This is a genomic window from Shouchella rhizosphaerae (genome assembly GCF_036700015.1).
Classification (GTDB): domain Bacteria; phylum Bacillota; class Bacilli; order Bacillales; family Bacillaceae_D; genus Shouchella; species Shouchella rhizosphaerae.
Map to the genome: position 1 here is coordinate 2,922,984 of NZ_CP144921.1, position 25,984 is coordinate 2,948,967.

Below are 25,984 nucleotides of genomic sequence, written 5' to 3' on the forward strand. Positions count from 1 at the left end.
AGCTGTTTAAAGCTATGGTATGATCAAACGTAAATGAACCAAAACAAACAAATAAGGGGGAGTGGGGATGGAAATGTTTTCGCTTGCAGGAAAAACAGCCGTCGTCACTGGCGCTAGCCGAGGGCTTGGCCAAGGGATGGCGCTCGGACTTGCCGAAGCGGGTGCTAACATCATTGGTGCAGGAATTAGCGATATGATGGAAACAAAACAAAAAGTAGAGGAACTTGGCGGGCGATTTTATGGGATAAACGCCGATTTATCTCAGCCTGATGGGGCAAAGGAATTGGCCGCTAAAGTTTTGGATCATGTTGAAAGCGTTGACATATTGGTCAATAATGCCGGTATCATTAAGCGGGCTGATGCAAACGTGTTGGATGATGCATCTTGGCGGGAAGTGCTGCACGTCAACTTGGATGCTGTATTTACGCTGTCTCGGGAAATTGGCGCACATATGCTTGAAAAGGGATCAGGATCGATTATTAACGTGGCCTCGATGCTGTCGTTCCAAGGCGGTTTGCGCGTTGCCGCCTATACAGCAAGCAAACATGCCGTTGCCGGTTTGACGAAAGCACTTGCCAATGAGTGGGCCAAAAAAGGGGTGCGTGTCAATGCGATTGCCCCAGGGTATATGGTAACAGACAATACAGAAGGGATTCGTACAGATGAAAGCCGTTATACTTACATTAGCTCACGAATTCCGAAAGGCGAATGGGGGTTGCCGGATGATTTGAAAGGCCCTGTTGTTTTTCTCGCATCGGAGGCGTCAAACTATGTGAATGGCCATATTCTAGCTGTCGATGGCGGTTGGTTAAGTGCATAAACGAACCATTGCGACTCTAACAAGTGAAAAGGGGAAATGGAAATGGATATTCGTTATGAAGTAGGGCCAAAAGATTTCAAAACGTATACAACAGAGGAAATGAGAGAAGCTTTCTTAGTCGAATCGCTGTTTGAAGAGGGGGCGCTCCATTTAAGCTACTCCCACTATGACCGATTAATAATCGGCGGCGCTGTTCCAAGCCATGAAGCGATTGCCCTAGACGCAGGCGATGCTTTAAAAACCGATTATTTTCTTGAAAGGCGGGAGTTGGCTGTTATCAATATCGGTGGTGAAGGGACAGTAACGGTCGGAAAAGACACATATAAAATGGCAAAGCGTGACTGCCTCTATGTCGGTAGAGGCAATGAACATGTCGAATTTGCAAGCAACGATCCACAACAACCAGCCCGGTTTTATTTAGTGTCAGCCACTGCCCATCAAACATATCCGACAAAATTGGCACCGATTGGAGAAGCGCAACCGACGAAATTAGGTTCAGATGCTGAATCCAATAACCGCACGATTTACAAGTATATCCATAAAGACGGAATTGAAAGCTGCCAGTTAATGGTAGGGATGACGCTGCTTGAGCCAAACAATATGTGGAATACAATGCCTGCTCATCTTCATGACAGGCGGATGGAAGCCTATTTGTATTTTGATATGGAAGAAGATACGCGTGTGTTCCACTTTATGGGTCAGCCACAGGAAACGCGCCATCTAGTGATCAAAAATGAACAGGCTGTCATTTCGCCGCCATGGTCGATTCATTCAGGCGTTGGCACAAGCAATTACACATTTATCTGGGCGATGGCTGGAGAAAATTACACGTTTACGGATATGGACACAGTAGCGATGGAGGAGCTGAAATAAATGATCTCAACAGGAAAAGCATTCATTCACGAAAATTTTATGTTGCAAAATAAGACAGCAGAAACACTTTACCATACGTATGCAAAAACGCTGCCGATTATAGACTACCATTGTCATGTCCCCCCACAAGAAATTGCCGAAAACCGCCAATTTAACAACATTAGCGAAATTTGGCTCCATGGGGACCATTACAAATGGCGGGCAATGCGTGCTGTCGGCGTCGAGGAAATGTTTATTACAGGCGATGGGGATGACAAAGAGAAGTTTCTTAAATGGGCGGAAACAGTCCCTTATACAATGGGCAACCCTCTCTACCATTGGACGCACTTGGAATTGAAACGCTATTTTGGCATTGACGAACTGTTAAGCAGTGAGACAGCTGAAGCCATATGGAGCGCCACGAAAGAACAACTGGCAGCACCAGAGCGGTCAGTCCAAGGCATCATCGAGGAATCTAATGTCAAAGTGATTTGCACAACAGACGATCCGAGCGACCATTTAGAAGCCCATCAGCAAATTAGAAAAGAGGGAGCGTGCCAAGCAGCGGTGTACCCTGCCTTTCGCCCAGACAAAGCATTAGTTGCTTCAGCGCCTAGCTTTGTCCCGTATTTAGAAACGTTAGGGGCTGCGGCAGAAGTGGACATTTCATCGCTCCGCTCTTTATTGGAGGCGCTTGAAAAACGGGCGACATTCTTTGCCGAGGAAGGCTGTGTTCTTTCTGACCATGGGCTTCGCACACTCCCGTTTGTAGACACGACCGAAAAAGAAGCAGAAGCGGCGTTTCAAAAAGCGCTAAACCAAGAAACGCTTACGCCGCAAGAGGAAGAAAAATACCAAACATACGTATTGTTGTTTTTAGCACGGTTGTACAACAAACTCGGCTGGACTATGCAATTTCATCTAGGGGCATTGCGAAACAACAATTCGCGGATGGTTGAGCAAGTTGGACCAGACTCAGGTTTTGATTCTATGGCTGATGACCGCTTTGCTGAATCATTAAACCGTTTTTTAAACGAGCTAGAGCGGACGAATGAACTGCCAAAGACGATTTTGTATACATTAAACCCGATTTATAACGAGGTGATCGCGACTACGATTGGCAACTTCCAAGGAGGCGGCATACCTGGCAAAATCCAGTTCGGTTCAGGCTGGTGGTTTAACGATACGAAAGATGGCATGGAAAAACAAATGACGGACTTGGCAAACAACGGTTTGTTAAGCTTGTTTGTCGGTATGCTTACAGATTCCCGCAGCTTCCTTTCATACACGCGTCACGAATATTTTCGCCGCATTCTGTGCAATCGCATTGGTGAATGGGTTGAGCGGGGCGAATGGCCAGCTGACGAAAAATGGCTCGGCAAAGTGGTAGAGGACATCAGTTACTATAATGCAAAGCGCTATTTTGCTTTTCCGAAATAGACTCAGGTGGCCGGGAGACAGACGGATGAAAAGCTGTATAAATGCACGTATCCATCAGTTCTCCTGTATGTGGGCTCCGTTCGTTCTCTAGCAATGTCGCTTCAAGCATAAAGCCGAGCTTCTCAGGAATCGCTCGGCTTTTGTTGTTGTTTCGATCACAGCGAATTTCCAGGCGGTGAGTATCGTGTGTAAAAAAAGCATAGGACATAAGCGCTTTAGCCGCTTCAGTCATATAGCCTTTTCCAGCAAATCGGCTATCGATCCAATAGCCCATTTCCATACGCGGGACGTCCCAGTTAATGTGATGGAGCCCGCAAGAGCCGACAAAAGTGCCGGAACGCTGCTCAAATAAGTGGAAATGAAACGCTTTTTTTTGCAAAAAATCAACATGTGCTTGCTGTACACCTTGTTCAGCTTGCTCTGGCGATGACATTCTCTCCACCCATGGAATCCATGGCACCAATTCTTTTCTGGAAGCCTGGAGCGCTTGATACAAAGCAAACCCGTCGCCAGGCAGTGGCAGCCTCAGGAATAACCGTTTAGTCAAAAGCTCAGTTGACGCTTGCGAATGGGGCCGATACATCAAAACGCCTCTTTTCCTTTCATATAAAATCCAGCATTAGTTCAATGTATGGGAAAAAAGGCTGGTTTATGAATAATGGCGAGCAGCTTGGAAGAGCAAGCTTACTAGAAATAACCCAGTTTCTTCAACTGGGTTATTCCACACACTTCTCGTCACATTATTGAAGGTAAGCCAATATCGCATCGCGCAAGAAGACGGCGCCACCAGGTACTACTTTGTTATAGTAAGCAGCAAAGCGCTCATCGTCGACATACATCTGTGCAACGCCAGCATGTGCTTCTTTCGAGTAAGACGTCCACGAGAACTGGAGCCATTCTTTATGGGCCTGGGCCAGTTTTCGGGCGGCTGCAGAAGTAGGATCGTTCGTTGCCAGTGCTTCTTTTAACAAGGCAAAAACCTCCTGCTCTTTCGCTTGCATGGCTTCATATTGCTCTTTAGAGAAGCCACGTAATTTTGCATTAGACTCATCAACCTTCTTGTCGCCGTATTTTTGGCGTATTTCTTCTCCATACGCTTTTTCATTGTCTGCAATTCGCTTTTCTTTCAAAGCGTCAAATTTGTCTTTGTCACTCATTGTTTCTGCTCCTTTCTTTGAGGCGATCGTCCGCTCAACCGTGGCAATAATGCGGTCAAGACGGGCGCGTTTATTTAGGAGGTGGGCGCGGTGCTCATAGAGCGCCATGACAGGATCAAAGGAATCGTCGGTCACGAGCTGCATAATCGTTTCAAGGTCTACATCAAGCTCACGGTAAAATAAAATTTGCTGCAACAGGTCGACTTGTTTTGGCCCATATATCCGATAACCTGACGAATTGACCCGTTCTGGCTTAAGCAAACCAATTTCATCATAATAACGAAGCGTCCGTGCACTGACGCCTGCTAATTGAGCCAGTTTTTTGACCGTATATTCCATTTCAACTCCCCCCTTGCGTTAACAATAAAGGTTTACGTAACGTTAATGTCAATACACAAATAAAATCTTTTTTTCTTACGTTTAGATTTCCTCCATAGAAGGGATGCATGCACAGGGAAAGGATCGGGCATGCTATAGGCATTCTAACGTAGAGGTGAGCGATCGTGCCTACGATTTTATCAGTTAGTACATATGATCCACCCCATCCAATCAAACAGGAACAGACAGTGGAATTTGCCCGGGAATTATTCGCTGAAAGTTTTTCAGACATCGAACGGTTATTAAACGTTTTTGCCAATGGGGAAATTGAAAAGCGCCATTTTTCCGTGCCATTGGAATGGTTTCAAACAAGCCACCGTCTAGGAGAGCGGAACGATCTCTTCATTGAAAAAGCAACAGACTATAGTGTAGAAGCAGTAAAAAGCTGCTTGGCAAATGGCCATTTTGTATCAAGAACAATCGCTCCCGAAGAAATCGATGCGATTATTTTTGTGTCCTCGTCAGGCATGGCAACGCCATCGATAGACGCTCGCATCATGAACAAACTGCCTTTTCGCCCCGAAACAAAACGGTTGCCTATTTGGGGACTTGGCTGCGCGGGAGGAGCTGCGGGCTTAAGCCGTGCTTACGACTATTGCCTCGCCCACCCGGAAACAGCCGTTTTAGTCGTTTGTGCCGAGCTATGCGGACTAACTTTCCAAAAAGAAGACCAATCGAAAAGCAATTTAATCGGCACGTCGCTCTTTGCTGATGGTGTCGCATGTGCCCTTGTCGCTGGGCAAGCCTCGCCACTGCTCGCAGACGCCGCCCAAGCCTATCGCCCAGTAATCCGTGCGACCCAATCGGTACTGATGCCTGACTCAGAAGATGTCATGGGCTGGGATGTACGGGACAATGGATTAAATGTTATCTTTTCAAGGCATATTCCAACATTAGTTGCCCAATGGCTGAAGCCGAACGTTGAGGAGCTCCTTCACCAAGAAGGGAAAGAGATCGGGGAGATCAATGCTTTTATCGCCCATCCTGGCGGAAAAAAAGTGTTGGAAGCGTATGAAAAAGCACTAGGGTTTCCAGAAGAAATGACAATGCTTTCCCGCAAAGTGTTAAAAGAGCACGGCAATATGTCTTCCCCCACTGTCCTTTACGTGCTAAAGGAATCAATGGAAGAAACGCATAAGCACGGCGATGTCGGCCTCGTTGCGGCGCTCGGCCCTGGATTTTGTTCAGAAATGTTAGTGCTTGAATGGGCAGGTGGCGTCCATTGACGTGGGCCTATATTATGATGGCACTGATCATCATCCAACGCCTCGTGGAAGTCAGGGTAGCGCGACGAAACGAACGTTGGCTGAAAGCACAAGGGGGCGTTGAAGTGGGAACGGCCCACTATCCGTGGATGGTCGCGCTCCATTGTGGATTTTTCATTTCGTTGCTGATCGAAGTAACCGTATCCAATGCAGGGTTTTCACGTTGGAGCGGGATTCCCCTTACGGTTGTCGTCATTGCCCAAATCATACGTATCTGGGCGCTTGCTTCACTCGGGAAATATTGGAACACGAAAATCATCGTGTTGCCAGAAGCACCAGTCATCGAAAAAGGGCCCTATCGCTTTTTGCGCCACCCTAATTACATGGTCGTAGTAGCAGAAATCGCGTTTGTCCCATTGCTGTTTCAAGCGTATTGGACGGCTATTGTGTTTAGTCTATTAAATGCGGTCATGCTGATGATCCGGATTCCCACGGAAGAGGCAGCCTTGCAAGGAGAGACAGACTATGGTGAACGATTTAAGGAAAAGAAGCGGTTTTGGTTGGTGTGAAAACGAATAGAAACCCCAAGCCTTGAAGAAGGTTTGGGGCACAGAGTTTTAAAGGAGTTGTCCTGGTTTAGCTTGTGTGGTAATTTCAGAGCTTTGTTCAGTAGTAAATGATCCAAGGGAAAAGGAAAAAAGAACGACGAGAGTTGAAGATACTACGAACCATTTTTTCATGTAAATTAACTCCTTCTTAAAAAAATTTGATTTTTTTAATTTCTTTTTCCGCAAATCCAATCATATGGGTGTATCCTTCAGATGAAAAAGCTTTAATCGCCTCGAAAAACAAGGGAATACTTTTAAGTGCTTTTGCTTTGTAAAACAGCAAATGTGCGTCTTTTTTTCCAGGCGTCTCTAGTTGGGAAATGATTTCTAAAGCTTTTCGAGTTTCGCCCCTAACCACATATTGATGTGCTTGTTCTTTCGGTATCACATGATCAATGTCGAAAATTTCGCCGAGCATATTTTTAACAAACGGGATATCGTCATATTCCAAGTTCTGATGATAATGATCCAACTTAGAGCGTTGTGCGTAAAAAAGAGCTTTTTGATGTGCATCTAAGCATTGTTGCTTGTTGTCTTTTAAATACACAAGCCCAAGGCCATGATAAGCAGTGACCAGAAGTACATCGGGAATGGCCTCTATTACTGTGGCGGCTAAATAACAACGTTCTGCTTCCTCATAGTCCCCATCGCCGAATAAGCTAGCATTGCCTGCAAGCAAAGTCACCCGTGCTGCAAGTGCACTTTTGAAAAATCCACTAGGCATCGTTTTAAATTGTTCTTTAAATTGTTTCATCATGGGTGTTAAATTATTGATGCTCCCGTGAATGTCAAAATAATTTAGTTCAGCAATTTCTAATCTCATTCGCAATTGGGGATGTTCGACTAAGCCGAATAAATTTCGGATATTACGGATCAAAACATCATCGGTTTTTAAATGGGGCAAAAAATCATAGAAGAACCGATAGACTTTGACCCATTCATGTAATAAATCGTCATTTTCATGGATCTGGATCATTTCTCCTAATGTGTCAACTTGCCTAAACAAATTCGCATACTCAAATGCATCTTGCACATGACGGAGTTTTTTAACGTGTAAGGCGTAAATATTCATTAAAGGAACGTAATCATTCGGCAGCGTTTTTTTCACCATTGTCAACACTTGTTCAAATGAAAGTTCTGGATGGTTGTTTGCGAGGTCTTTCATCAATTGTTCTGTAATTTGTTCTTTCTGCAATACACCGTTATTGGCAATTGCAACTACAGGTTGTTGAATGTTTTCCCCTCCTTTTGTGGTTGGGCTTATTTAAAGGATAGTACAGCAAATGACACAAATCAACAACTTTCTGCTAATTTTTGATTTTCCCAATACGCAGCTAGTTAATTTTTGTCGTTTCTGAAGAAAAAACGAGGAATACAGTTGCTTTTTGTCTTTTGATAAGGAAAAAAGTTTGTTTAAATGGAAGTGGAAAGAAGTGTTTTGGGTGAAGGGGCTGTGTGTGCATTAAAACACACATTAAAAACACTCCATCAGACGGCAATCGAAATAAAAAAACAGCTTTCGCTTTTAAGCTGTTTTTTAAATAGTGTCATTATATCTTTTTCATAACTGGCCTGAATGAAATGACCATACAAGCTATGAACAAGATCAGTCCAAGGCACGCCATAATATAACCAGAGTATTGGTTTCCATAAGTGTTTATTAATGAGCCTACAAGGAAAGCGCCGATAGGTTTGCTTATAAAGCTGAAAAAAGCTAGCACCGAACTGACACCAGCAAGCATATGAAAGGGAATCATTTTTTGGCGTATCGTTTTTGAAAAAATATCGGTTGGTGCAATGACAATGCCGCCTAAAAAAAGAATGACACATACGAAGACGATATTCGGTACGATTCCAATAAAGAAATATAGGAGGCCATGTAGACCTATCAATATGCCCATCGTCATAGCAAAAGGAACTTTCCATTTCATATTGCCCGCCAAAAATAAGCCTAATATAAAGCCTACTGAGTTTACAGACATAAGTAATCCATAAACAAATCCGTTACTTTCGAGAACGTCAACGGTGAAAATAGGGTAAAGGACTTCAATCGGTCCAAATACAAATAAATTCCACAAAAATCCTATAAGCAAGATGGATAGCATAGGGGGTGTGTTTACGATAAACGAGATTCCCGTCTTTAAGGAATTTATAAACGTTTTTGGCTTAGCTTCTTTGTTATCAGCTTGTTCAACATTGAAATGGTCTCGATAATTTTTGTTTCTTTGCGCAATGATTAGCATGACAATCCCGAGAAAAAGAAAGGAGGCCATGTTAAGAACGAGGCCGTAATAAATGCCAATTGTAGAGACAAATAAACCACCGATTAATGGCCCGATAATGTAAGAGGCATCAAATTGAATGCCTTGTAGAGCATTTGCAGGTATTAGCTGCTCTTCATCTCTTACTAAAACCTTGATCATGACGAATTCCGATTGTTTGCTTAATGGAACAAATATGTATTCTAAAGTCATCAGTCCTACAATCACCCACGGACTAACGCCGTCCTTGACATATAATAGCGATATAAATAAAAACGTTAAAATAACTGTGCGAATTCCAGTACTAGAGATTAAGCTAGTAAACGGTCCCCACTTGTCTACTAAATGCCCCATATAGGGAGACATAATCGCATAAACGGATTGAGTGAGTATGACAAGAGCCGTTAAGTAAACGGCAGGATGATCGAATTGAGTTGTTAAAACCCAAGTTGTGATCACCCAAGCAACTAGATCTCCAGCCAATGAAAACATAGAGACTAATAGAAACCATAAATAGTCTTTATTACCCCAAATGGGTATATAGTTTTCAAATAAACGAGCGAACTTATGTTTCAAAAAATCCCCTCTTTGACTTAGTAATACAGGATATAAACCTTCTTATATCCTGTATTACCCAATTTTATAAAAGTACTTTCTCTTTGTGAGCGGTAGGAGATAAGAAGAGCGCGTATGCAATCTCTGCAATTGTCTGGTTGGCTCTCCTACTATCGACAATTGGATTAATTCCTGTTTCTAATTTACTTCCAGGAGCAAGCTTCATTGGTACTCCACCGTAGTCGCTGTGAACTTTATCCAAGCCTAATTTATGAATACCCACATTTAAAATGTAAGCGCTCAGAAACACAGTATACACTCCTGGCTTTGTATCAATAGAAAGTGGGTCTTGGCTGTCCCACAAATCTTCTGCCCCTTTAGCCATATCGGCATCAAAAACCGGAGCGAGTCCTGTTAGGGAAGAGCGGTATGCACGAATCATGACAAATTCGGAAGCCAATTGTCTATGTGGACCAGTTAGATTTGTGCCTGGATGGATGCATTTATCCCTAAAATCGCCCATTCGTTCGTAGACTTTCACATTTTCTGTCCATTGAGTGAACGGGGCTTTCTGAAAAATAGCGGAAAAGTTTTTAAATAATTCTTGCGCTTTTTGAGACTCTGTTGTCCAATTTATTAGCCCGTCTAACGGGTTTCCATTAAATTGGGTATCAATTTCACCTAATTCTTCTACAGGAGATCCAATGTCTGGCAAGCCTTTTGCAATTTCAGTTATAGAAGCAGTTAGTGGTGAGCTTACTAAGATGGGGGTTACAGATGGTTTAGTTAGGAGTTCGTATCTGAGGTGATAAACATTATTTTCGACCGGTGAGATGTAAGCAAGTAAAATAGTTCCAAAACTTGCGCTTTCGGGATCAAGATCTCTTGTTCTTATTTCCCACTTCCCGGATTCAGTGAAGGTTTCGCGTATTTCAAGTGTAGCTTTTAGCTTTGTTGGATCGTAGCCTACTGAGAATACATGACGGAAAATCCTATTACTCTCTGGAGTTAAGTGATCAATGCCGGCTAAATCTTTTACCTTAGTTCCAGCGCCAGTTACCCCGTATTCTCCTTCTGGTTGACTGCACCTGAAGGTTTCAATTCTCATAATAGGGCCATTAAAATTTTTGTCTTGCAAATCTAACTGACAAAAATTTCCGTCATTTTGCACAAAACCTCTCACTTGTTCAACAGCCACAGAATCTCCTCCTGAATAATTTTTATTGTTAATAATAATAAATCAATTATCAACTGTGCTTATTATAAAATTCGTATTTTAAATTGTCAAGCATTTCTTAAAAATAGACTATTTTTAAGTAGAATAATTTCCGTTCAGTCGTATAATGGTTTAATTTAAAGGCTATTTTTGAATTGGCAGTACTAGGAACTATAAATAAGACTCTAGGGGGGAGAGCTTTAATGGCTCAACGGATAAACATAGTATCTTTTGAGGCTACTGTCTCAAGTTGTTATAGGGGATGATAGTTTGCGTTGTTCTTTTGCTAATCGATCCAGCATTTGACGATAGAAACGTGGGTGATTGGCTTTCTTCCCTTCGCTATCGACAAATAACCCGTTCATTGCAAAATCTAATCCAACCACTTTTTTCATTTCCTTACTCTCAATCTCCTTCTCGTACTCTGTAAGAATCTGATGAAGTCATCGAAATCGTGCACGATTTGAGTTTGTATGCTGAAGGGATTTCTCAATGTTGTCTGATTTTGCCCATTTTTACTTTAGGTGATTTGATATGACCATCTAACAATTGAATATTCCCTTTTACGATATTCGTTGTGTAGCTTTGGTTATGACGCTTCCTTTTGAATTTTGGGAACTTGGTGCGTCCTTTGAAGAAGGCTCTATATGCCTTCTTCAAATTAAGTTGTGCGTTCGCTAACGCTAATATCTACTTCTTTCAACCACTCATACTCTTTTTTGTACTTGGCAGGAGTAGGGGGCTTCTCTCCTTTTCAAAGCTACCAATATTTTTATTGTTATTTAGTCTCAATAAACTTATTTTTATCTATCATAAATTATGGGGAGGATCGGTCTCACATAACCAACTTAAAAAAATCCTTAAAGCGGTAGTACTAATTCTATGAGAGAAAATTTACGGCTTTTGAATGCAGTTGATTTAAAGCAGCAACGTATAGACACTTTTTTAATGCAGTTTATAAAACATTTTTGTGACGAGAAGTAATTGATTCTTTTCTTACATCATGATTTTTACCATTACGTAATCTGGTGATGAATCGATTTTTATATTTCTTCAGATTGGGATAGGGGTATTCATGATTCTAATCGCTTAAGAAAGAACCGGTCGCAATGACAAACCACCTTGCAAAAACCTCTTGCTTTTTATCAGATAAATCAGGTAAGCTATAAACAGCTTTTTACTTTTTTTGAAAGGGGATGAGACAAGTGACACGTAATGTTTTTGGTACTGCACGGTTAAAAACGGAATACTGCGTTTGTCTCGTCGGCGAGCTGCCTTTTCATCGGTAGGTTGCGCCTTTCAGAACGAGGCTGCGCCTATCAGCGCGCCTTTGCACACGTATATGCTTACATAAGTGACGTTGCGGCATGCCGCAGCGTCTTTTTTGTAGGCAAAATGATTGGGAATAAAAGGAAATAAAAAGGAGGAACAACATGTGAATAGGTTGATGAGCCGAATTCCACTTTTGCTTGATTTAGGGGAGCTAGAGGGTGGATAGCAAAGCAATGATCAAAGTTTGAATAGAGAGAAGTGAGAAAAAATGTTTCGTGTATTGAAGCAATTGGCCTGGTTTTTTAAAGAACAAAAAAAACGGTACACCGCAGCGGTTGTATTGCTACTTGTAGTCAGCGTTGTTGATTTGATGCCCGCTTTATTAATTGGGGAAGCGGTGGACGCGTTCCAGCGCGGTGCATTGTCTTATTCGTATGCTTTTAGCTTGATAGCGCTGTTGGTTGTTATCATTATAGCTAGTTATTGGATTAGTTTTATTTGGATGCAGCAACTGTTTGGCGGCGCTTTTATTTTGGAACGGAAATTGCGTTCCCGTTTTATGCGCCATTTGTTTGCGATGGATCCGCCGTTTTTCGAGAAGCGGAAAACAGGCGATTTGCTTGCCCGTGGAACGAATGACATGAAGGCCATTTCGATGACTGCTGGATTCGGCATTCTGACATTGTTGGATTCGGTCTTATTTATGGGGATCTTGCTTGCTGCGATGGTTCTTTTGATTGATTGGCGTCTGACGCTGGCGGCCGTTGCGCCGTTGCCGCTGATCGCGTTAGTCGTCACGATTTTAGGGAGTATGATCCATTCCCGTTTTTCAAAAGCACAAGAGGCGTTCGGTGATTTGAACAACCGTGTGCTTGAGTCAGTGGCAGGCATGCGCGTTATCCGGGCCTTTCGGAGCGAGCGTCGTGACGAGAAATTATTTGCCGAAAAGAGCAACGACGTATACAAGCGGTACATGCAAGTGGCGCGTGTTGAGTCGTTTTTTGACCCTGTTGTCAATATGGTCGTTGGCTTAAGTTATGTGATCGGGCTTGGCTACGGTGCTTATTTGGTGTTCCACCAACAAGTGACGCTCGGACAAATCGTTACATTTAACATGTACTTAGGGATGTTAATTTGGCCAATGTTTGCAATTGGTGAATTGGTTAACATTATGCAACGTGGTGGTGCTTCTTATGACCGTGTCAACGATACGTTAACGGTTGAAAAAGCGGTTCAAGCGCCGGATGCGCCTGTTGAAGGCCTTGGCCACCATTTGCCGATCCGATATGAAAAAGTCAGCTTTTCATATCCAGGCGCAAAAGGAAATCAGTTGGAAAGCGTCTCCCTGACAATCAACAAAGGGGAAACGCTTGGAATTGTCGGAAAGACGGGGAGCGGCAAGTCGACGCTTGTGAAACAATTAATGAAGTATTATCCAGGACTAAGCGGTGACATTTCTTTTGCGGGTGTGTCGATTGCCGATTTGCCTCAAGAAGAAATACGCGGTGCGATCGGTTATGTGCCGCAAGACCATGTGCTCTTTTCCAAATCAGTGCGTGAGAACATTCTATTTGCTGCTGATGGTGCCACAGAGGCTCAGTTAAACGAAGCAATCGAAGCTTCGGCTTTCGCCCAAGACCTCGCTTTTTTGCCTGAGGGGCTTGATACGCTTGTTGGCGAGAATGGCGTGTCTTTATCTGGTGGACAAAAGCAACGGATTTCGATTGCACGTGCGCTCGTGACAAAGCCGGAACTGTTAATTTTGGATGATTCGTTGTCAGCTGTCGATGCTAAAACAGAGGCGAAGATCGTTGCCAACATCCAAAAGGAACGTGCTGGCCAAACAACCATTATTACAACGCACCGGATGTCCGCGGTTGAACATGCCGATCAAATCATTGTCCTTGAAGACGGAAAAGTAGTAGAGAGGGGCACCCATGCGCAATTAATGGAAGAAGGCGGCTGGTATGCAGAGCAAGTTAGGAACCAATCGCTTGGTGAAGAGGAGGTGAATATATGAGTACGGAAAAACGGCTCGTTCGTTATGCGTTAACAAGCAAGTGGACAATTATGACTGCTTTGCTTATGTTAGCCGTCGCTGTAGCAGCAGAGTTGACGGGGCCTTTTATTGCAAAAACAGTGATTGACCGCCATATTTCAGGAATTGAAGAGCCTTGGTATGAGACCGAAGCAGGCAGCCAGGCAGTCTCGTATAACGGCGCCTATTACACACGGGAAGCCTACGTCGATAGCAGCCAAATCCAAGGCGAACCTATACAAATTATGCAAATCGGCACGTCGTTTTACTTTACGGAAGAGCCACTTCCTCTTGATGGAAGTCGTTCTTTTCAAGACGGAGAGCTGAGGATTGAAGCAGGGGGAGACGTTTATACAGCGGAAGCGGAACCGTTGTCAACTTCCGAAGTGCTTGCGTTTTATTCGCCGGAAATCCCGCTTATTATCAACTGGTTGTTGCTTTACCTTGGGATTGTGTTTGTCGCTTCCTTCTTCCGCTACGGCCAAAGTTACTATTTAAAGAAAGCAGCGCACCGCATTATCCAGCGGATGCGGGTTGATGTATTTGGCCAGCTTTCCCGAGTACCTGTACGCTTTTTTGACCATCAGCCTGCTGGGAAAATTGTTGCCCGCATTACGAATGACACCGAAGCAATTCGTGAGTTGTATATGACCGTGCTCGCCAACTTTTTCTCAAGCGGCATCTACATTGCCGGCATTTATGTTGCTTTGTTTATCCTTGATTGGCGTTTGGCGCTAATGGCGCTTGTGCTATTGCCGATTTTGTATGCTTGGTTTAAAGTGTACCGTAAATTTGCTGCAGGCTATAACCGGAAAATCCGCGCCAAAAATGCGGAAATTAACGCTGCAATGAACGAAGCAGTCCAAGGCATGAGCATTATCCAAGCATTTCGCCAAGAACCAAAAACAGAAGCCGCGTTTGAAAAGTTAAACGAAGAGCATTATACGTATCAAGTAAAACTGCTTAAACTCAATTCATTAACATCCCACAATTTGACGTTTGTTGTCAAAAATGTGGTGTTTGTGGGGTTGATTTGGTGGATTAGCGGCGGAACAGCAGGTTTTTTAACACTTGGCGTGCTGTATGCGTTTGTGGATTATATCAATCGTCTGTTTGAGCCAGTTAACCAAATTATTAATCAGCTTGCTAATTTGGAGCAAGCCCGTGCAGCTGGCACACGGGTATTTGAATTAATGAATGAAGAAGGAAGAGACGTGGATGATAGTGAAATTCCGCGTTTTAAAGGTGAAGTAGCGTTCACGGATGTCCGTTTTTCTTACAAAGACGGCGAGCCTGTCCTGAAAGGTCTGTCGTTTCGCGCAAAGCCTGGCGATACGGTTGCCCTTGTCGGCCATACAGGGTCTGGAAAAAGTTCGATTATCAACTTGCTGTTCCGCTTCTATGATCCGCAGACTGGGACGATTTCGATCGATGGTGTCAATACGAAAACACTATCGCCCCAAGCAATGCGGGCACATATGGGCATTGTTCTCCAAGAACCATACTTGTTCTCAGGCACCATTGCCGAAAATATCGCCTATGGGCGGCCTGACGCGACACGGGCTGAAATTGAGGAAGCCGTTCGCCTTGTTGGCGGAGAGGACGTGTTTGCCAAACTGACGAATGGCTTAGATGAAGAAGTATCGGAAAAGGGCAGTACTTTATCAAGTGGACAGCGGCAGCTTGTCAGCTTTGCCCGCGCTCTAGTCGCGGACCCAGCCATTCTCGTTTTGGATGAAGCTACGTCGAGCATTGACACGGAAACGGAAATGATCATTCAGCACGGATTGGAATCGTTGAAGGCGAACCGGACGACGTTTGTGATTGCCCATCGATTGTCCACCATCAAAGATGCTGACCAGATCATTGTGCTCGACCGAGGCACGATTCTAGAAAAAGGCACTCATGAAGAGCTATTGGCTGCAGGCGGGACGTATGCCCACATGTACTATTTGCAGCAAGGGCAAGCTGTGTAAAATGGAAACAGATCGCGGAATGCAGTCTGTTTAGCCTGTCGACACTGTCTCGATATTACCGAGACAGTCGACAGACTTATAGCTTCCATACGGCGTGTGATGCCTGGATTTATTCTGGGAATCATGGTGAAACCAGCAAATATCCACGCCAGCCAAGTTTTCCAAGACCTGTTTGATCAATTGAAAGACACGGTGTGCCGACCGAAGATTGTAGCAGGGCGGGGCGGGCTTTAAAACGCCGACCATTGCCAAAAAGCTTCTAGAAGAAGGCGTTCATCCAGTCATGCCGTATAACGCCCAATGCCCCCTAAAGGCTATATCCGAAAAAACAATTGATCGTGTCTTTGCTGATCTGAAACAAAAGCATGGTCTGCGTTGGATTAACCTGAAAGGGTTGGGAAAAGTTCAATGCAGGCGATGCTTGTTTTTGCTGCGACGAACTTTAAAAATTAGCCATCTGAAGTTTAAAGGGGGAACACTCCTCCAACTCCAAAGTCATTCCACATCTTTTTGATCAACAAAACGCCTTTGGGATTCATTCCTCAAAGGCGTTTTGTCTATGGTCTGAAACAGCTGCATTTTAATAATTTTTCTTTCTTGATTTCAAATGCTCATCAATTACTAAAATTTTTTTCCGGAGGTGCTTTGATTTTTTGAAAGAAAGGACGTTTAACACTTTATAAAAGTAAAAATGAACTTCTGAATACTTATCAGATGTATCTTTACTTGCTATCAACTTCATCTTTCTCACATCCTTTCATGTAAAATTTAGCAGAATCGTCTTTTAGCTGCGTTACACCCATCTGCAGTAATTGTAGCACATAAACTTCCATATATAGTAAAACCAAGTAAGAGACCTATAATTGGGATGGCACGACATGCGGCATTACACGCTGATCTGCCACCAATTCCACATAGGACATTAATTGCGGTTTCGCACGCTGAAGCGGGGACATATTCTGGAAAATTCATATGCCTGTGACCATCAAAGACCTAGGAAAATCAACGCAGAAACGGGTAATTTATTGGTGTTACCTTGACAGGAATAAAACCAAAACCAGCCAACCTGTGATCAAAGAGAAAGAAGATAGGTAGGTTTTGGTTCTAAATGTTTAAAGAGAACACTCGTTCTATAAACGGGATATTTTTAGAACAGATTGTTAATTACGTCAATAATTTTTTGAGAGAAAAAAGTGCTCACAACTAATGCGACTACTCCAACCTGTAATAATCTACCTACCATCGACAAATTTACTTTAATAAGACTAAAAACAAGACTAATCACCCATATACCTAAAATGAATAAAACAAAAGTGATTGGAGCAAGGCTAGGTGGCACGCCAAAAATGAAGAAGCCTACCGAAATTAAAGAGGTGTACCCTAATACAACAATGCCACTAACTAGATTAAACAAGACATTTATTCTTCTTTGAGTAGTGTTTAGAATTTGAAATCGAGAGCTGATAGGCTGATGAATTGCCCCAATTACTATGTTGGTCAATATTGCGACAAACGTAATTATTAATAATACGAACAACATCATGTATATTATATCGTGTTTTATTGCTTCAAGATAAAATTGACCTATCAAGCTTATAAAAGAAAAAACAACCATAAACCCTATAAAGAAAGCTCGATATTTAGCCGTTTTAAGGGGTTTAAAGTAAAAATAGCTAGTTACTCCAGCTGAGCTTAGCATTAAAAAAAGCCAAATTAAAGGAACAGAGTTTGCGAAAAAAGAAGAATATAAAAAAACAGAAGTGCTAAGTACAAAACTGGAAATGATGACACTTATTAGAGCAATTTTTCGATAAGGAAGATAAGTTTTAAGTAAATCCTTTCCTACTTCTTTGCTTTCTCCAAAGTCTTCGATAGAAGCGTCTGCTGCTGAATCTGAATCCAGGCCTTTGCCTTCGTAAAACTCTTTCTTCTCATTAAGATATGTCAAAATTTCACTTTTTAGATCGTTATAATTTTGATTGTTCAGCTCGACTTCATTAAGGATACTGTCAACATAATTTTCAAATTTGTTAGCCAAACTTATCCACCCCTTATTGAATTTTCAATCATTTTGTTGATTGATCTCCAACTTTCCAATTTTTCTTTGAATGTCACTTTTCCAGCATCAGTTATAGAATAATACCTGCGCCTGCCGCCATTCGTTTCGTCTCCCCAATAAGAGGAAAGGAGTCCCTTTTTTTCAAGTCTTTTTAAAAGTGAATATAAGGTTCCTTCACTCATTTTGTATTGTTGGTTACTTTCGTCATATATTTTTTTTACAATCGCACCCCCATAGTCATCTGTTTTGGAAACGTGCGCAAGTATAATTAAATCTAAGTTCCCTTTAAGCTGTTCTTTATCCAATTTTATCCTCCTTTTCAATATCCCTATTATGTTATGTACTAATATATAACGATGTACTATGTCTCGTCAAATTAAACCCTAAAAAAGGCACGTTCCTAGGGTACGATAAAACGTACGGATGTTTTACTGAGTCAATAACAAGTATGAAAATGAAAAAAATACGATGGCCTTTCCTCGCTTATTATCGCAAAAGGCCACCATATTTTACCACATTCTACCTTCAGAAGTGGTTTTCATTCTTTAGCATGCATTATAAGCAAAGACTGCCCATATGGTTGCATAAGCCGCAGGATATTTGCCCCTGTGTGGTCGAGCACAGTTAATTAGATTACGATCACACTGACAATCCCATCTTCCATACCGCTCCCAACAACGGTCATGAGATCGACAGCAAGTGTCAATTGGATTTATGGGTGTACCTCCGCCTTTACTGCCCTTATCACCACAATCACTTCCACAATGTCTGTATCCTCCTGGCATACAGATATCCCAAGGTGCTTGAATCGATAGTAATTCTTCATCGTGGTCATAATTAGGATTATCGGGCAGCTCCTCTTCGATCATTTGATCTAACTGACCGTCGTATTCTGTTGTCAAAACTTCTTTAACTTCTTGATCCTCTACTACAAAAGTTGTAATTAAAGATCCATTAGTATGAAGGAGGTCCGCAGAGAAACTTTCTAGTTTTTCTTTGCCAGCTTCGACAAGGTGGTAATAAACCAATGCATTTTCAAGTTTTAAGTGTGCAAATGTCAGCTTAAAAACATGCTCATTTCCTTCAAAGCTATTCACGACTTTGCCGTTATACGCAACTACGGATTCAGCAGAATTATTTTTTAATCCTGCCTCAGACAATTTGTCCAAAATTAATTTATAAGGTTTTTGTTCTTTGATTCGATTTAATAATTTTTGCTTATGGAATTTGTCAAGAAATGAACCGTCAACAACTGTTTGACCCATTATAATACCCCCAGGTTAATTTATTGTCCACAACATCTGCCCGTGTAAAATTGAGTACCATCCGGAAAAACACCTACTTCTCTTAAACATTTCTCATGGTAGTAACAGCAAGCTCTGCTATCACCTGCGCAACCAGTAATATATTGAGGTTTCACCTCATTATTTTTTTTGTCCAATACTATCCCTCCTTTCCTAATATATTGAGTACAAAAGAGGAAAGTTTCTGTACTCGTTAACATATAGAGAAACTTGGCGGATAATAATCAACTATGATGAAAAAGTTTAACAAAGGTTGTTGTAACATAAAAAGACAAAAAGCAGGGGTACAACTGTGTGTTGTCTCTGCTTTTTTCATACTGATTTGCTGCTTTTTAAAGAAGGCAGTGGTACAATTTAATATGTTAGCACTCGGATTAGAACCTAGATAAAAATTTTGTAGACCCTTGCTTTTCCTCTGGGCTATACTGCTAAGTGAGCTTTTAGAATAATCTCTTTTGTATTTCATAAAGCCGGTGACTTCTGTCTTTTATAGGTGACAGTGTAAAGCCAACTTTTATTTGTAAGAAATCAGTTCGTTCAAAGATCCCCTTTTTTGATGTTCTTTTCTTCGATTTTTTAAGCTTTCTAGCGTCATGTTGTTAATTCGAAAAATTAGCACTAAATTGTAGTAAGTACTTTACTTTCTCCTATTTTTAATACTATTCTTTAATTCGTTAATAACAGATGTTAGGGCTTCAATTTTTCTTTCAAACCGAATCAGTAGATAAACAGCAATTAAAATAGGGAAACCAAAATTACCAAGTAGCAAAACCCAATTGTTTACATCGTGCATTTTAATCCCCCCTAGGTATTAGGTAAGAGAAAATAACTTTGATAAAATCCATCATCCAAAAAAATTTCCAACAAAATAGGGTGTTTTTTATTACAAAATCTAGAAACGGTTGATAAAAACGGTACTTATTCCTCTATATATTTAAAAAAGGGGGAATTGTTGTGGATTTAGTCGATCGTATAGACAAGCACTGTATTTCTTTATTAACTGATCTACAGCCAAGTGAACATCCTGTACTTAAATCCTTCCTTTCTATTAAAGAACACCATTTGCTTTATCAAAAGGTGTTAGATCAACCAAATAAAGAAAATGTTAGTGAATTAGACTTAGCATTTCGTCTATTTTTTTACGAGTTACGTCTGTTAAAGTATGTTTCAACATTAATTAAAAATTATACGATTGATGTTATTAAGCGATACAGGAACCATTTCAAAAAGCACGTGTATATTCTTGATAAAGACGCTCCTGCTGATAACGTTACTAACACTTTACAAAGCTATTTTGCCGTAGATTTTTCGACCGATCCAGCAGTATTGTTTGATAAAAAATGTGAATCAATTTGTCAGTGCGTTGGTAATAAGCAATTAAAAAATGCTCTTAACAGTTTAACAAAAAGGCAACTTCAAGTATTAGAGTTATTCTATATTTACGATATGGATAACCAAAGTGCTGCCAAATATCTTAACGTCTCTAATCAAAATATTTCAACAATCCATAATCGTGCACTAGAGAAGTTATACAAAAAGATGGTTGATAAAGATGAATGATAAATTAGATCTAGCTAAAAAAATAAAACAGAAGCGTGAGTATGTTCTTAGAAAAGTGGAACCTCAAATTAGAAGACAGATGAAAGCCATACCGAATAGGTTTCGCGATGACGTTGAACAGGAAGTGAGGATCAAACTATTTCAGTCGATTGACAAAGTTAAATTTGAGAACACTCCAACTATCTTTGAATTTATTAAAAACAATCAAAAAAGGAGAAAATAATAAAATGAGGACTACCAGTGAATTAATGGAATGTGTAGCGGCAATACATCGAACTTTGTCCATTTGTTCGCATTGCTTAGAATGTTGCACTCCTGAAGAGAGGAAAATATACAGTGAATTGTCTCAAGATGCAGCTTTGATGCTACGAAAAGTAAACCTTGCTTTTAAAAAAGAAAATGAGTAGTTATTTTTAGGGAATTACATGTTTAAAAAGGTTCCGATTGTCAAGTGATTGGAACCTTTTTGCATTAGACGACTACCAGATTTCTTGTTCCATAAACTTATTCAACATGGTTCGCCCTAACCGATAATACGTTTAAACCATATCCACGGGCAACGAGGTCAAAATACAAGAGGTTTGATACCCAATTACTTCCCCACTAAACACCAAAAGACGCGAACCCTTATCTGTTCGCGTCTTTTTTCATTCCTTGCCACAGCCGTGGTCAATGGCCATTTTTCTCGTCAGGTAGTTGCAGCGCTTCGGTTACATTGGCTTCGATATAGTTTAAGTAACGGCGCAGCTTTTGTGTTGTTTCACGAGAAAGGTCATTGTTTTGGAAAAGGGTTTGCAAAGAGCGGCGCATCTCTTCCATAATCTCGTAATGCAATCCAAGCATTTCCTTATAGAGCTTTTCATCGTAGTTCAAGTGTACATGATCAAGGCGGTTAAGCTGAATTCTGTAAAAATGGATGACTCGTTTGGTAACAGACTCATTTTCTGCCGTCATTTGTTCGTCGAGTTTTTTGATAATGTCAGCAAAGAGGCGCGTGTAAATCAAATAGAGACGGTTCTTTTCCTCAATGGATAGGCGATTTTTATTCGCTTTGTTTAACATTCTGTCGATAAAATGTTTTGAACCGAAACGTAAGAAAGCAAGTGGCGAGCGGACACTTAGGATTTGACCAATGTTTTGCGCTCTAGCACGTAGCCGTTTTTCCATCGCTTCTGTTAACGTGGGGTCTTCAAGTGTTGCCTCAAGCAAATCATACTCATGTTGCAGCGCTTTGAACAACAGAAAAAGCTCTTTCTTGCGGTTTGGCGCTATCAAGGTGTGATTGGTATTGGCATCATGAAGCAGCGGGATGACAATACGGTCATATTCGCGCTGTAAACGGCGCAGTGTTTGTTTATTGTGAGAATGGGATTTGTCAGCCAAAATCACCCTTGCCTCTTGGGTCAACTGCTCAAGCGCGCGTGTAAAGCTAAGCTGCTGGTCGGCTTCTTGAAGTTCTGGTTTTTTGGCCAATAGCGGCAGCAAGATGCTGGCAAGCAATACTGTCACAAGAATAGTGCCGGCGGCAAGGAACAGTAGCAAATCACGCTCTGGAAACGGGGAACCATCGGCGACGATATAGGGAATGGTAAATGCTCCTGCCAGTGTGACGGCGCCACGTACGCCAGAAAACGTTAGGAGTGCAATGGCACGATGCTTTTCTTCTGGCTCTGCTTGAAAGAAAAGCAGTGGTTTGATTTTTTTCCAAAACAATGCAAGCCAAATGTAGCGCAACAAAAGCAAAGAAGCCGTAATGGCGAGAATATAGCCGATCACTTCCATATTTGTAATTTGCGGATCCTCAAAGATGAGCCGCGTTGTATCTGGGATTTGCAGGCCAAGCAACACGAAGACAAGGCCATTTAAAATGAAGAGAATGACTGACCACGTTGTGTCGGATACACGTTGCAACTCTAGCGTGCGCGACTCGACTTTTTCTTTTTCAATCGCGTGGACAATGCCTGCTGCTACAACGGCAAGAATTCCCGAAACGCCAAATTCCTCGGCGCCAATATAGATGACAAAAGGCGTGATAATTTGAATAATCATATGCGTTGTAATATCTTCCATGCCAAAGCGGCGCAACGCCATTTTTAGGCCGATGAGCATAAAAGAGAACAGCACACCTAATCCAAGCCCTCCGAGTGCAATCAGCAAGAAGCTTACGGATGCTTCGCTAATCGAAAATACCCCTGTAACGGTAGCTGCAACAGCAAATTTAAAAGCGACTAGGCCGGAAGCATCATTCATTAAGCCTTCGCCTTCAAGGAGGCGCATTAACCCTTTTGGCATGTGGACTCGTTTGGCAATCGAACTGACAGCCACGACGTCTGTCGGTGACAGAATGGCAGCAAGTGCAAATGCAGCAGGCAGTGGTATGGACGGAATCAGCCAATGGATGAATAGACCAATCACCACAACCGTAGCAAACACGAGGCCGAGGGCCAGCAACAAAATAGGAAGGCGCAGCTTCCATAATTCATCTCGAGGCGTGACTTTGCCATCATTAAAAAGCAATGGGGCAATAAACAAGACAAAAAACAACTCTGGTTCTAATGGAATGTGAAGGCCTGCAGTTGGACTAATGGAGCACAACATACCTAGTGCGATTTGGATTAATGGCAATGGGATAAACGGCAGAAAGCGTTGGATAATGTTTGATAAACCAATAATGAAAAACAAAAGTAAGACAAGATAAATCGTGCTAATTGGTATAACCTTCTTTCGTATGAAAACGTTGGAAGTAAGTATGTTAATAAGTTGCCCAAACCTGCCCTTCCCATTCAGCTATTAATTATAGCACAGGTAGAAGTGTTGTTCACTTTTTGGACATGTCGTTAACTCAGAGGAAGTCAGCCAGTATAATGAAAGAAAAAACGTCATCCACCGCCCCCTTTTCCAGATTCTTTGAAACCGTTATACTAGACAACAAGAGAGGGGAAGCGTAACGTGAAAAAGCGGTCGCTTGAAAAGAAGTTTATCGTATACGTAGGCGGGCTTATTACATTGATTATGGTGCTCGTCACAGCGGTATATGTCTATTTAGAACGAGACCAGGCGCGCCAGCTTATTGGTGAACAAGCGTTGACGACTGCCCAAGCCGTTGCAGAAATTCCTGACGTAAAAAAGGCGTTAGAGACGGGGGCGAGCACAGACGAGCTTCAGGAGTTGATTGCTGCTATCCAAAAACGGGCAGATGCAGAATATATTGTGGTTGGTGATGAGAATGGCATCCGCTTAACCCATCCAGACCATGAAAAAATCGGCATGCCAATGGTAGGTGGAGACAACGAACAGGCGCTTGTTTATGGAAATAGCTATATTTCGTTGGCAGATGGCTCCCTTGGCACTGCAGTGCGAGGCAAAACGCCTGTCTTTAATGAAGAAGGCGACGTCATTGGCGTTGTATCAGTCGGGTTTATGATCGACTATATTGAATCGATTTTTAAACAGGGTGTGGTTGTATTTTTAATTTGGCTGCTGTTGATTTTTTTAGTCGGAATTGCAGGAAGCACAGCATTGGCTCGAAGCATCCGCAACGACACGTTTGGGCTTGAACCTTACCAAATTGCCAGACTCTATAAAGAACGCCAAGCGGTGTTCCAATCGATTAAAGAAGGATTGATCGCAACCGACCAAAAAGGGATCGTCACGCTTGTCAATCAGTCGGCGAAAGATTTGTTGCAAATTGAAGATGATGCGGTCGGGAAGCCCGTTGAAGCAGTGCTTACACAATCTGAAATGGCTGCAGTTTTAAAAGAGCAGCACCGTAAAGGGCCACACGAAGCGATTTTTCGCGATAAACGGCTAATTGTCCATTATAAAACGATTGACGAGAACGGGGAGTACGGCGGGAAAGTTGCCAGTTTCCAAGACCGTTCTGAACTTTACGAGCTGATTAATGCTTTGTCGGAAATGCAGCAGTATTCCCAGGATCTCAGGGCGCAAGCACATGAGTTTACCAATAAGCTTTATGCAATTTCTGGCTGGCTCCAGCTTGGCTATAGCGACAAGGCGCTTGAATTTATCCATGAAGAAACAGGCGTAAATACGCGTCATGAAAAAGTCATTTTTGAGCAAATTGCCGATCCGACGATTCAGGCGGTCTTGCTTGGCAAGCTTTCAAAGGCTTCCGAAAAGAAAGTTACACTAGCCATCAACCCAGATAGCGCGGTGTCATTTATGTGGCCAGCACAAGCAACGGCTTCGCTAGTCACCATTATTGGCAATGTAATTGATAATGCATTTGATGCCGTTATGGAAACAAAAACACCAGAAGTCGATGTGTTTTTGACCGATATTGGGGCGGAGCTTGTTATTGAAATTGCCGACAATGGCACTGGCATTGATCCCGATGTTGCTGAACGCCTTTTTGAGCAAGGGTTTACTACAAAAGAAGGCGGACATCGCGGTTTCGGGCTCTCACTCGTACAAGCGGCATTAAAAGAACTAGGTGGCTTTCTTGAAGTCGAGGCGAATAAGCCGACAGGGACGATCATTAGTTTGTATATTCCAAAGGCACAGGAGGGGTTGACAACATGAAAATAATGATCGCCGAAGATGATTATCGAGTGGCTGAAATTCACGAACAGTTTTTAAAGAAAATGAAAAATGTAGACGTTGTCGCCAAAGCGCAAAATGCGACAGAGGCTGTTTCACTTGCAAACATGCACCAGCCTGATGTGCTGTTGCTGGATGTGTACTTACCAGATCGCCTCGGCGTAGACGTTTTGCCAGAGCTGCACCAAGCATGCCCCGACATGCAAATCGTCTTGATTACGGCGGCGACTGAAAAAACAATTTTCCATAAAGCATTGCAAAATGGCGTTGTCGATTACTTAGTAAAACCAATTGCGTTTGAGCGTTTGCAACAATCGGTCGATAAAGCTAAAAGCTTGCGTAAGTGGCTCCAAGATAAACAGCCGGTTGACCAGCAAGCGGCGGATCAATTTTTCCAAGGCGCCAAAACCAAACATGCGCCACCAGAAGCCTTACCAAAAGGAATCGACCAGTTGACGCTTGAAAGAGTGCGCACATTGCTCCGTCAACAATCGGAAGGAGTAACGGCCGAAGCATTAGGGCGGAAATTTGGCGCTTCACGGACAACGTCACGGCGCTATTTAGAGTATTTAATTTCAACTAACGAGGCAAAAGCTGAGCTGGAATATGGCATTGTTGGCAGACCCGAGCGAAAGTATTGGGCAACGTAGAAAGGCAAGAGGCATCTCTTGCTTTTTTCGTGAACTTTATGAACAAAATAAATAATATGCACTTAATGAACGT

General features: G+C 42.2%; 22 protein-coding genes and 2 pseudogenes. 12 read left to right on the plus strand and 12 right to left on the minus strand.

Features of this window, described 5'->3' with window-relative positions; translation table 11 throughout:
• The first annotated feature begins 67 nt into the window (after positions 1–67).
• From kduD to uxaC, 3 genes are read left to right on the plus strand one after another with little or no spacing between them, the layout of a single operon-like run.
• Positions 68–820: a 2-dehydro-3-deoxy-D-gluconate 5-dehydrogenase KduD gene (gene kduD / locus V5G21_RS14495; protein ID WP_011245848.1), complete on the plus strand. Its 753-nt coding sequence runs from the start codon at positions 68–70 to the stop codon at positions 818–820.
• Positions 821–862: 42 nt separating this feature from the next.
• The gene (gene kduI, locus V5G21_RS14500; protein ID WP_095294785.1) at positions 863–1,693 is read left to right on the plus strand and encodes a 5-dehydro-4-deoxy-D-glucuronate isomerase; all 831 of its coding nucleotides are present in this window, start codon (positions 863–865) and stop codon (positions 1,691–1,693) included.
• Positions 1,694–3,112 (plus strand): glucuronate isomerase, encoded by a 1,419-nt coding sequence (uxaC, locus tag V5G21_RS14505; protein ID WP_095326934.1) that lies wholly within the window; start codon positions 1,694–1,696, stop codon positions 3,110–3,112.
• Here the strand turns inward: uxaC and V5G21_RS14510 are convergent.
• Positions 3,069–3,695, minus strand: a complete 627-nt coding sequence (locus tag V5G21_RS14510; protein ID WP_011245851.1) for a GNAT family N-acetyltransferase — start codon at positions 3,693–3,695, stop codon at positions 3,069–3,071. The two genes, uxaC and V5G21_RS14510, sit on opposite strands and share 44 nt — an antisense overlap.
• Before the next feature lie 157 nt (positions 3,696–3,852).
• Positions 3,853–4,608, minus strand: a complete 756-nt coding sequence (locus V5G21_RS14515; protein ID WP_073305004.1) for a MerR family transcriptional regulator — start codon at positions 4,606–4,608, stop codon at positions 3,853–3,855.
• A 164-nt stretch (positions 4,609–4,772) separates the two neighbouring features.
• Between V5G21_RS14515 and V5G21_RS14520 the strand changes: the two genes are divergently transcribed.
• Positions 4,773–5,873 carry a type III polyketide synthase gene (locus V5G21_RS14520; protein WP_212930238.1) on the plus strand — a complete coding sequence of 367 codons (1,101 nt, stop codon included), beginning with the start codon at positions 4,773–4,775 and terminating at the stop codon, positions 5,871–5,873.
• Positions 5,870–6,421: an isoprenylcysteine carboxyl methyltransferase family protein gene (locus V5G21_RS14525; RefSeq protein ID WP_084140057.1), complete on the plus strand. Its 552-nt coding sequence runs from the start codon at positions 5,870–5,872 to the stop codon at positions 6,419–6,421. Before V5G21_RS14520 ends, V5G21_RS14525 begins: the two co-directional genes overlap by 4 nt.
• Positions 6,422–6,608: 187 nt before the next feature.
• Here V5G21_RS14525 and V5G21_RS14530 read toward each other — a convergent pair whose 3' ends face one another.
• The 4 genes and pseudogenes from V5G21_RS14530 to V5G21_RS14545 form a co-directional block, all read right to left on the minus strand.
• Complete coding sequence (locus tag V5G21_RS14530; RefSeq protein ID WP_011245855.1) at positions 6,609–7,655, minus strand: AimR family lysis-lysogeny pheromone receptor; 1,047 nt, start codon at positions 7,653–7,655, stop codon at positions 6,609–6,611.
• A gap of 355 nt (positions 7,656–8,010) precedes the next feature.
• Positions 8,011–9,297, minus strand: coding sequence for an MFS transporter (locus tag V5G21_RS14535; protein ID WP_063608664.1), 1,287 nt, complete (start codon positions 9,295–9,297; stop codon positions 8,011–8,013).
• Between the two features lie 64 nt (positions 9,298–9,361).
• On the minus strand, positions 9,362–10,474 hold the full coding sequence (locus V5G21_RS14540; RefSeq protein WP_011245857.1) for a hypothetical protein: 1,113 nt from the start codon (positions 10,472–10,474) through the stop codon (positions 9,362–9,364).
• Positions 10,475–10,755: 281 nt separating this feature from the next.
• Positions 10,756–11,246: pseudogene (locus tag V5G21_RS14545) on the minus strand (RNA-guided endonuclease InsQ/TnpB family protein); the annotation flags it as partial.
• Positions 11,247–12,032: 786 nt separating this feature from the next.
• Here V5G21_RS14545 and V5G21_RS14550 point away from each other — a divergent pair.
• The 3 genes and pseudogenes from V5G21_RS14550 to V5G21_RS21460 all read left to right on the plus strand — a co-directional run.
• On the plus strand, positions 12,033–13,784 hold the full coding sequence (locus V5G21_RS14550) for an ABC transporter ATP-binding protein (RefSeq protein ID WP_011245858.1): 1,752 nt from the start codon (positions 12,033–12,035) through the stop codon (positions 13,782–13,784).
• Complete coding sequence (locus tag V5G21_RS14555; protein WP_035204797.1) at positions 13,781–15,778, plus strand: ABC transporter ATP-binding protein; 1,998 nt, start codon at positions 13,781–13,783, stop codon at positions 15,776–15,778. The genes V5G21_RS14550 and V5G21_RS14555 overlap by 4 nt, the downstream gene beginning before the upstream one ends.
• A gap of 328 nt (positions 15,779–16,106) precedes the next feature.
• Positions 16,107–16,231: pseudogene (locus V5G21_RS21460) on the plus strand (transposase); the annotation flags it as partial.
• A gap of 315 nt (positions 16,232–16,546) precedes the next feature.
• Here V5G21_RS21460 and V5G21_RS21465 read toward each other — a convergent pair.
• From V5G21_RS21465 to V5G21_RS21470, 5 genes are all read right to left on the minus strand, one after another.
• Complete coding sequence (locus tag V5G21_RS21465; protein WP_422397338.1) at positions 16,547–16,750, minus strand: halocin C8-like domain-containing protein; 204 nt, start codon at positions 16,748–16,750, stop codon at positions 16,547–16,549.
• A 175-nt stretch (positions 16,751–16,925) separates the two neighbouring features.
• Complete coding sequence (locus V5G21_RS14565; protein ID WP_011245860.1) at positions 16,926–17,816, minus strand: hypothetical protein; 891 nt, start codon at positions 17,814–17,816, stop codon at positions 16,926–16,928.
• Positions 17,817–17,818: 2 nt separating this feature from the next.
• Positions 17,819–18,142, minus strand: coding sequence for a PadR family transcriptional regulator (locus V5G21_RS14570; RefSeq protein ID WP_011245861.1), 324 nt, complete (start codon positions 18,140–18,142; stop codon positions 17,819–17,821).
• 240 nt (positions 18,143–18,382) lie between these two features.
• On the minus strand, positions 18,383–19,102 hold the full coding sequence (locus V5G21_RS14575; protein ID WP_095237333.1) for a hypothetical protein: 720 nt from the start codon (positions 19,100–19,102) through the stop codon (positions 18,383–18,385).
• A 676-nt stretch (positions 19,103–19,778) separates the two neighbouring features.
• Positions 19,779–19,934, minus strand: coding sequence for a YvrJ family protein (locus V5G21_RS21470; RefSeq protein WP_422397339.1), 156 nt, complete (start codon positions 19,932–19,934; stop codon positions 19,779–19,781).
• Positions 19,935–20,095: 161 nt separating this feature from the next.
• Between V5G21_RS21470 and V5G21_RS14580 the strand changes: the two genes are divergently transcribed.
• Positions 20,096–20,701, plus strand: a complete 606-nt coding sequence (locus V5G21_RS14580) for a sigma-70 family RNA polymerase sigma factor (protein ID WP_212930235.1) — start codon at positions 20,096–20,098, stop codon at positions 20,699–20,701.
• A complete protein-coding gene (locus tag V5G21_RS14585; protein ID WP_041823665.1) occupies positions 20,694–20,924 on the plus strand; it encodes a hypothetical protein in 231 nt (76 codons plus the stop codon). The genes V5G21_RS14580 and V5G21_RS14585 overlap by 8 nt, the downstream gene beginning before the upstream one ends.
• Positions 20,925–21,370: 446 nt before the next feature.
• Here V5G21_RS14585 and V5G21_RS14590 read toward each other — a convergent pair whose 3' ends face one another.
• Positions 21,371–23,326: a Na+/H+ antiporter gene (locus V5G21_RS14590; RefSeq protein WP_422397340.1), complete on the minus strand. Its 1,956-nt coding sequence runs from the start codon at positions 23,324–23,326 to the stop codon at positions 21,371–21,373.
• Positions 23,327–23,650: 324 nt separating this feature from the next.
• Between V5G21_RS14590 and V5G21_RS14595 the strand changes: the two genes are divergently transcribed.
• Together V5G21_RS14595 and V5G21_RS14600 are read left to right on the plus strand one after the other, a co-directional pair.
• A complete protein-coding gene (locus tag V5G21_RS14595; RefSeq protein WP_179289828.1) occupies positions 23,651–25,243 on the plus strand; it encodes an ATP-binding protein in 1,593 nt (530 codons plus the stop codon).
• Entirely contained in the window at positions 25,240–25,911 is a 672-nt protein-coding gene (locus tag V5G21_RS14600) for a response regulator (RefSeq protein ID WP_011245867.1), read from the plus strand. The genes V5G21_RS14595 and V5G21_RS14600 overlap by 4 nt, the downstream gene beginning before the upstream one ends.
• Positions 25,912–25,984 lie beyond the last annotated feature (73 nt).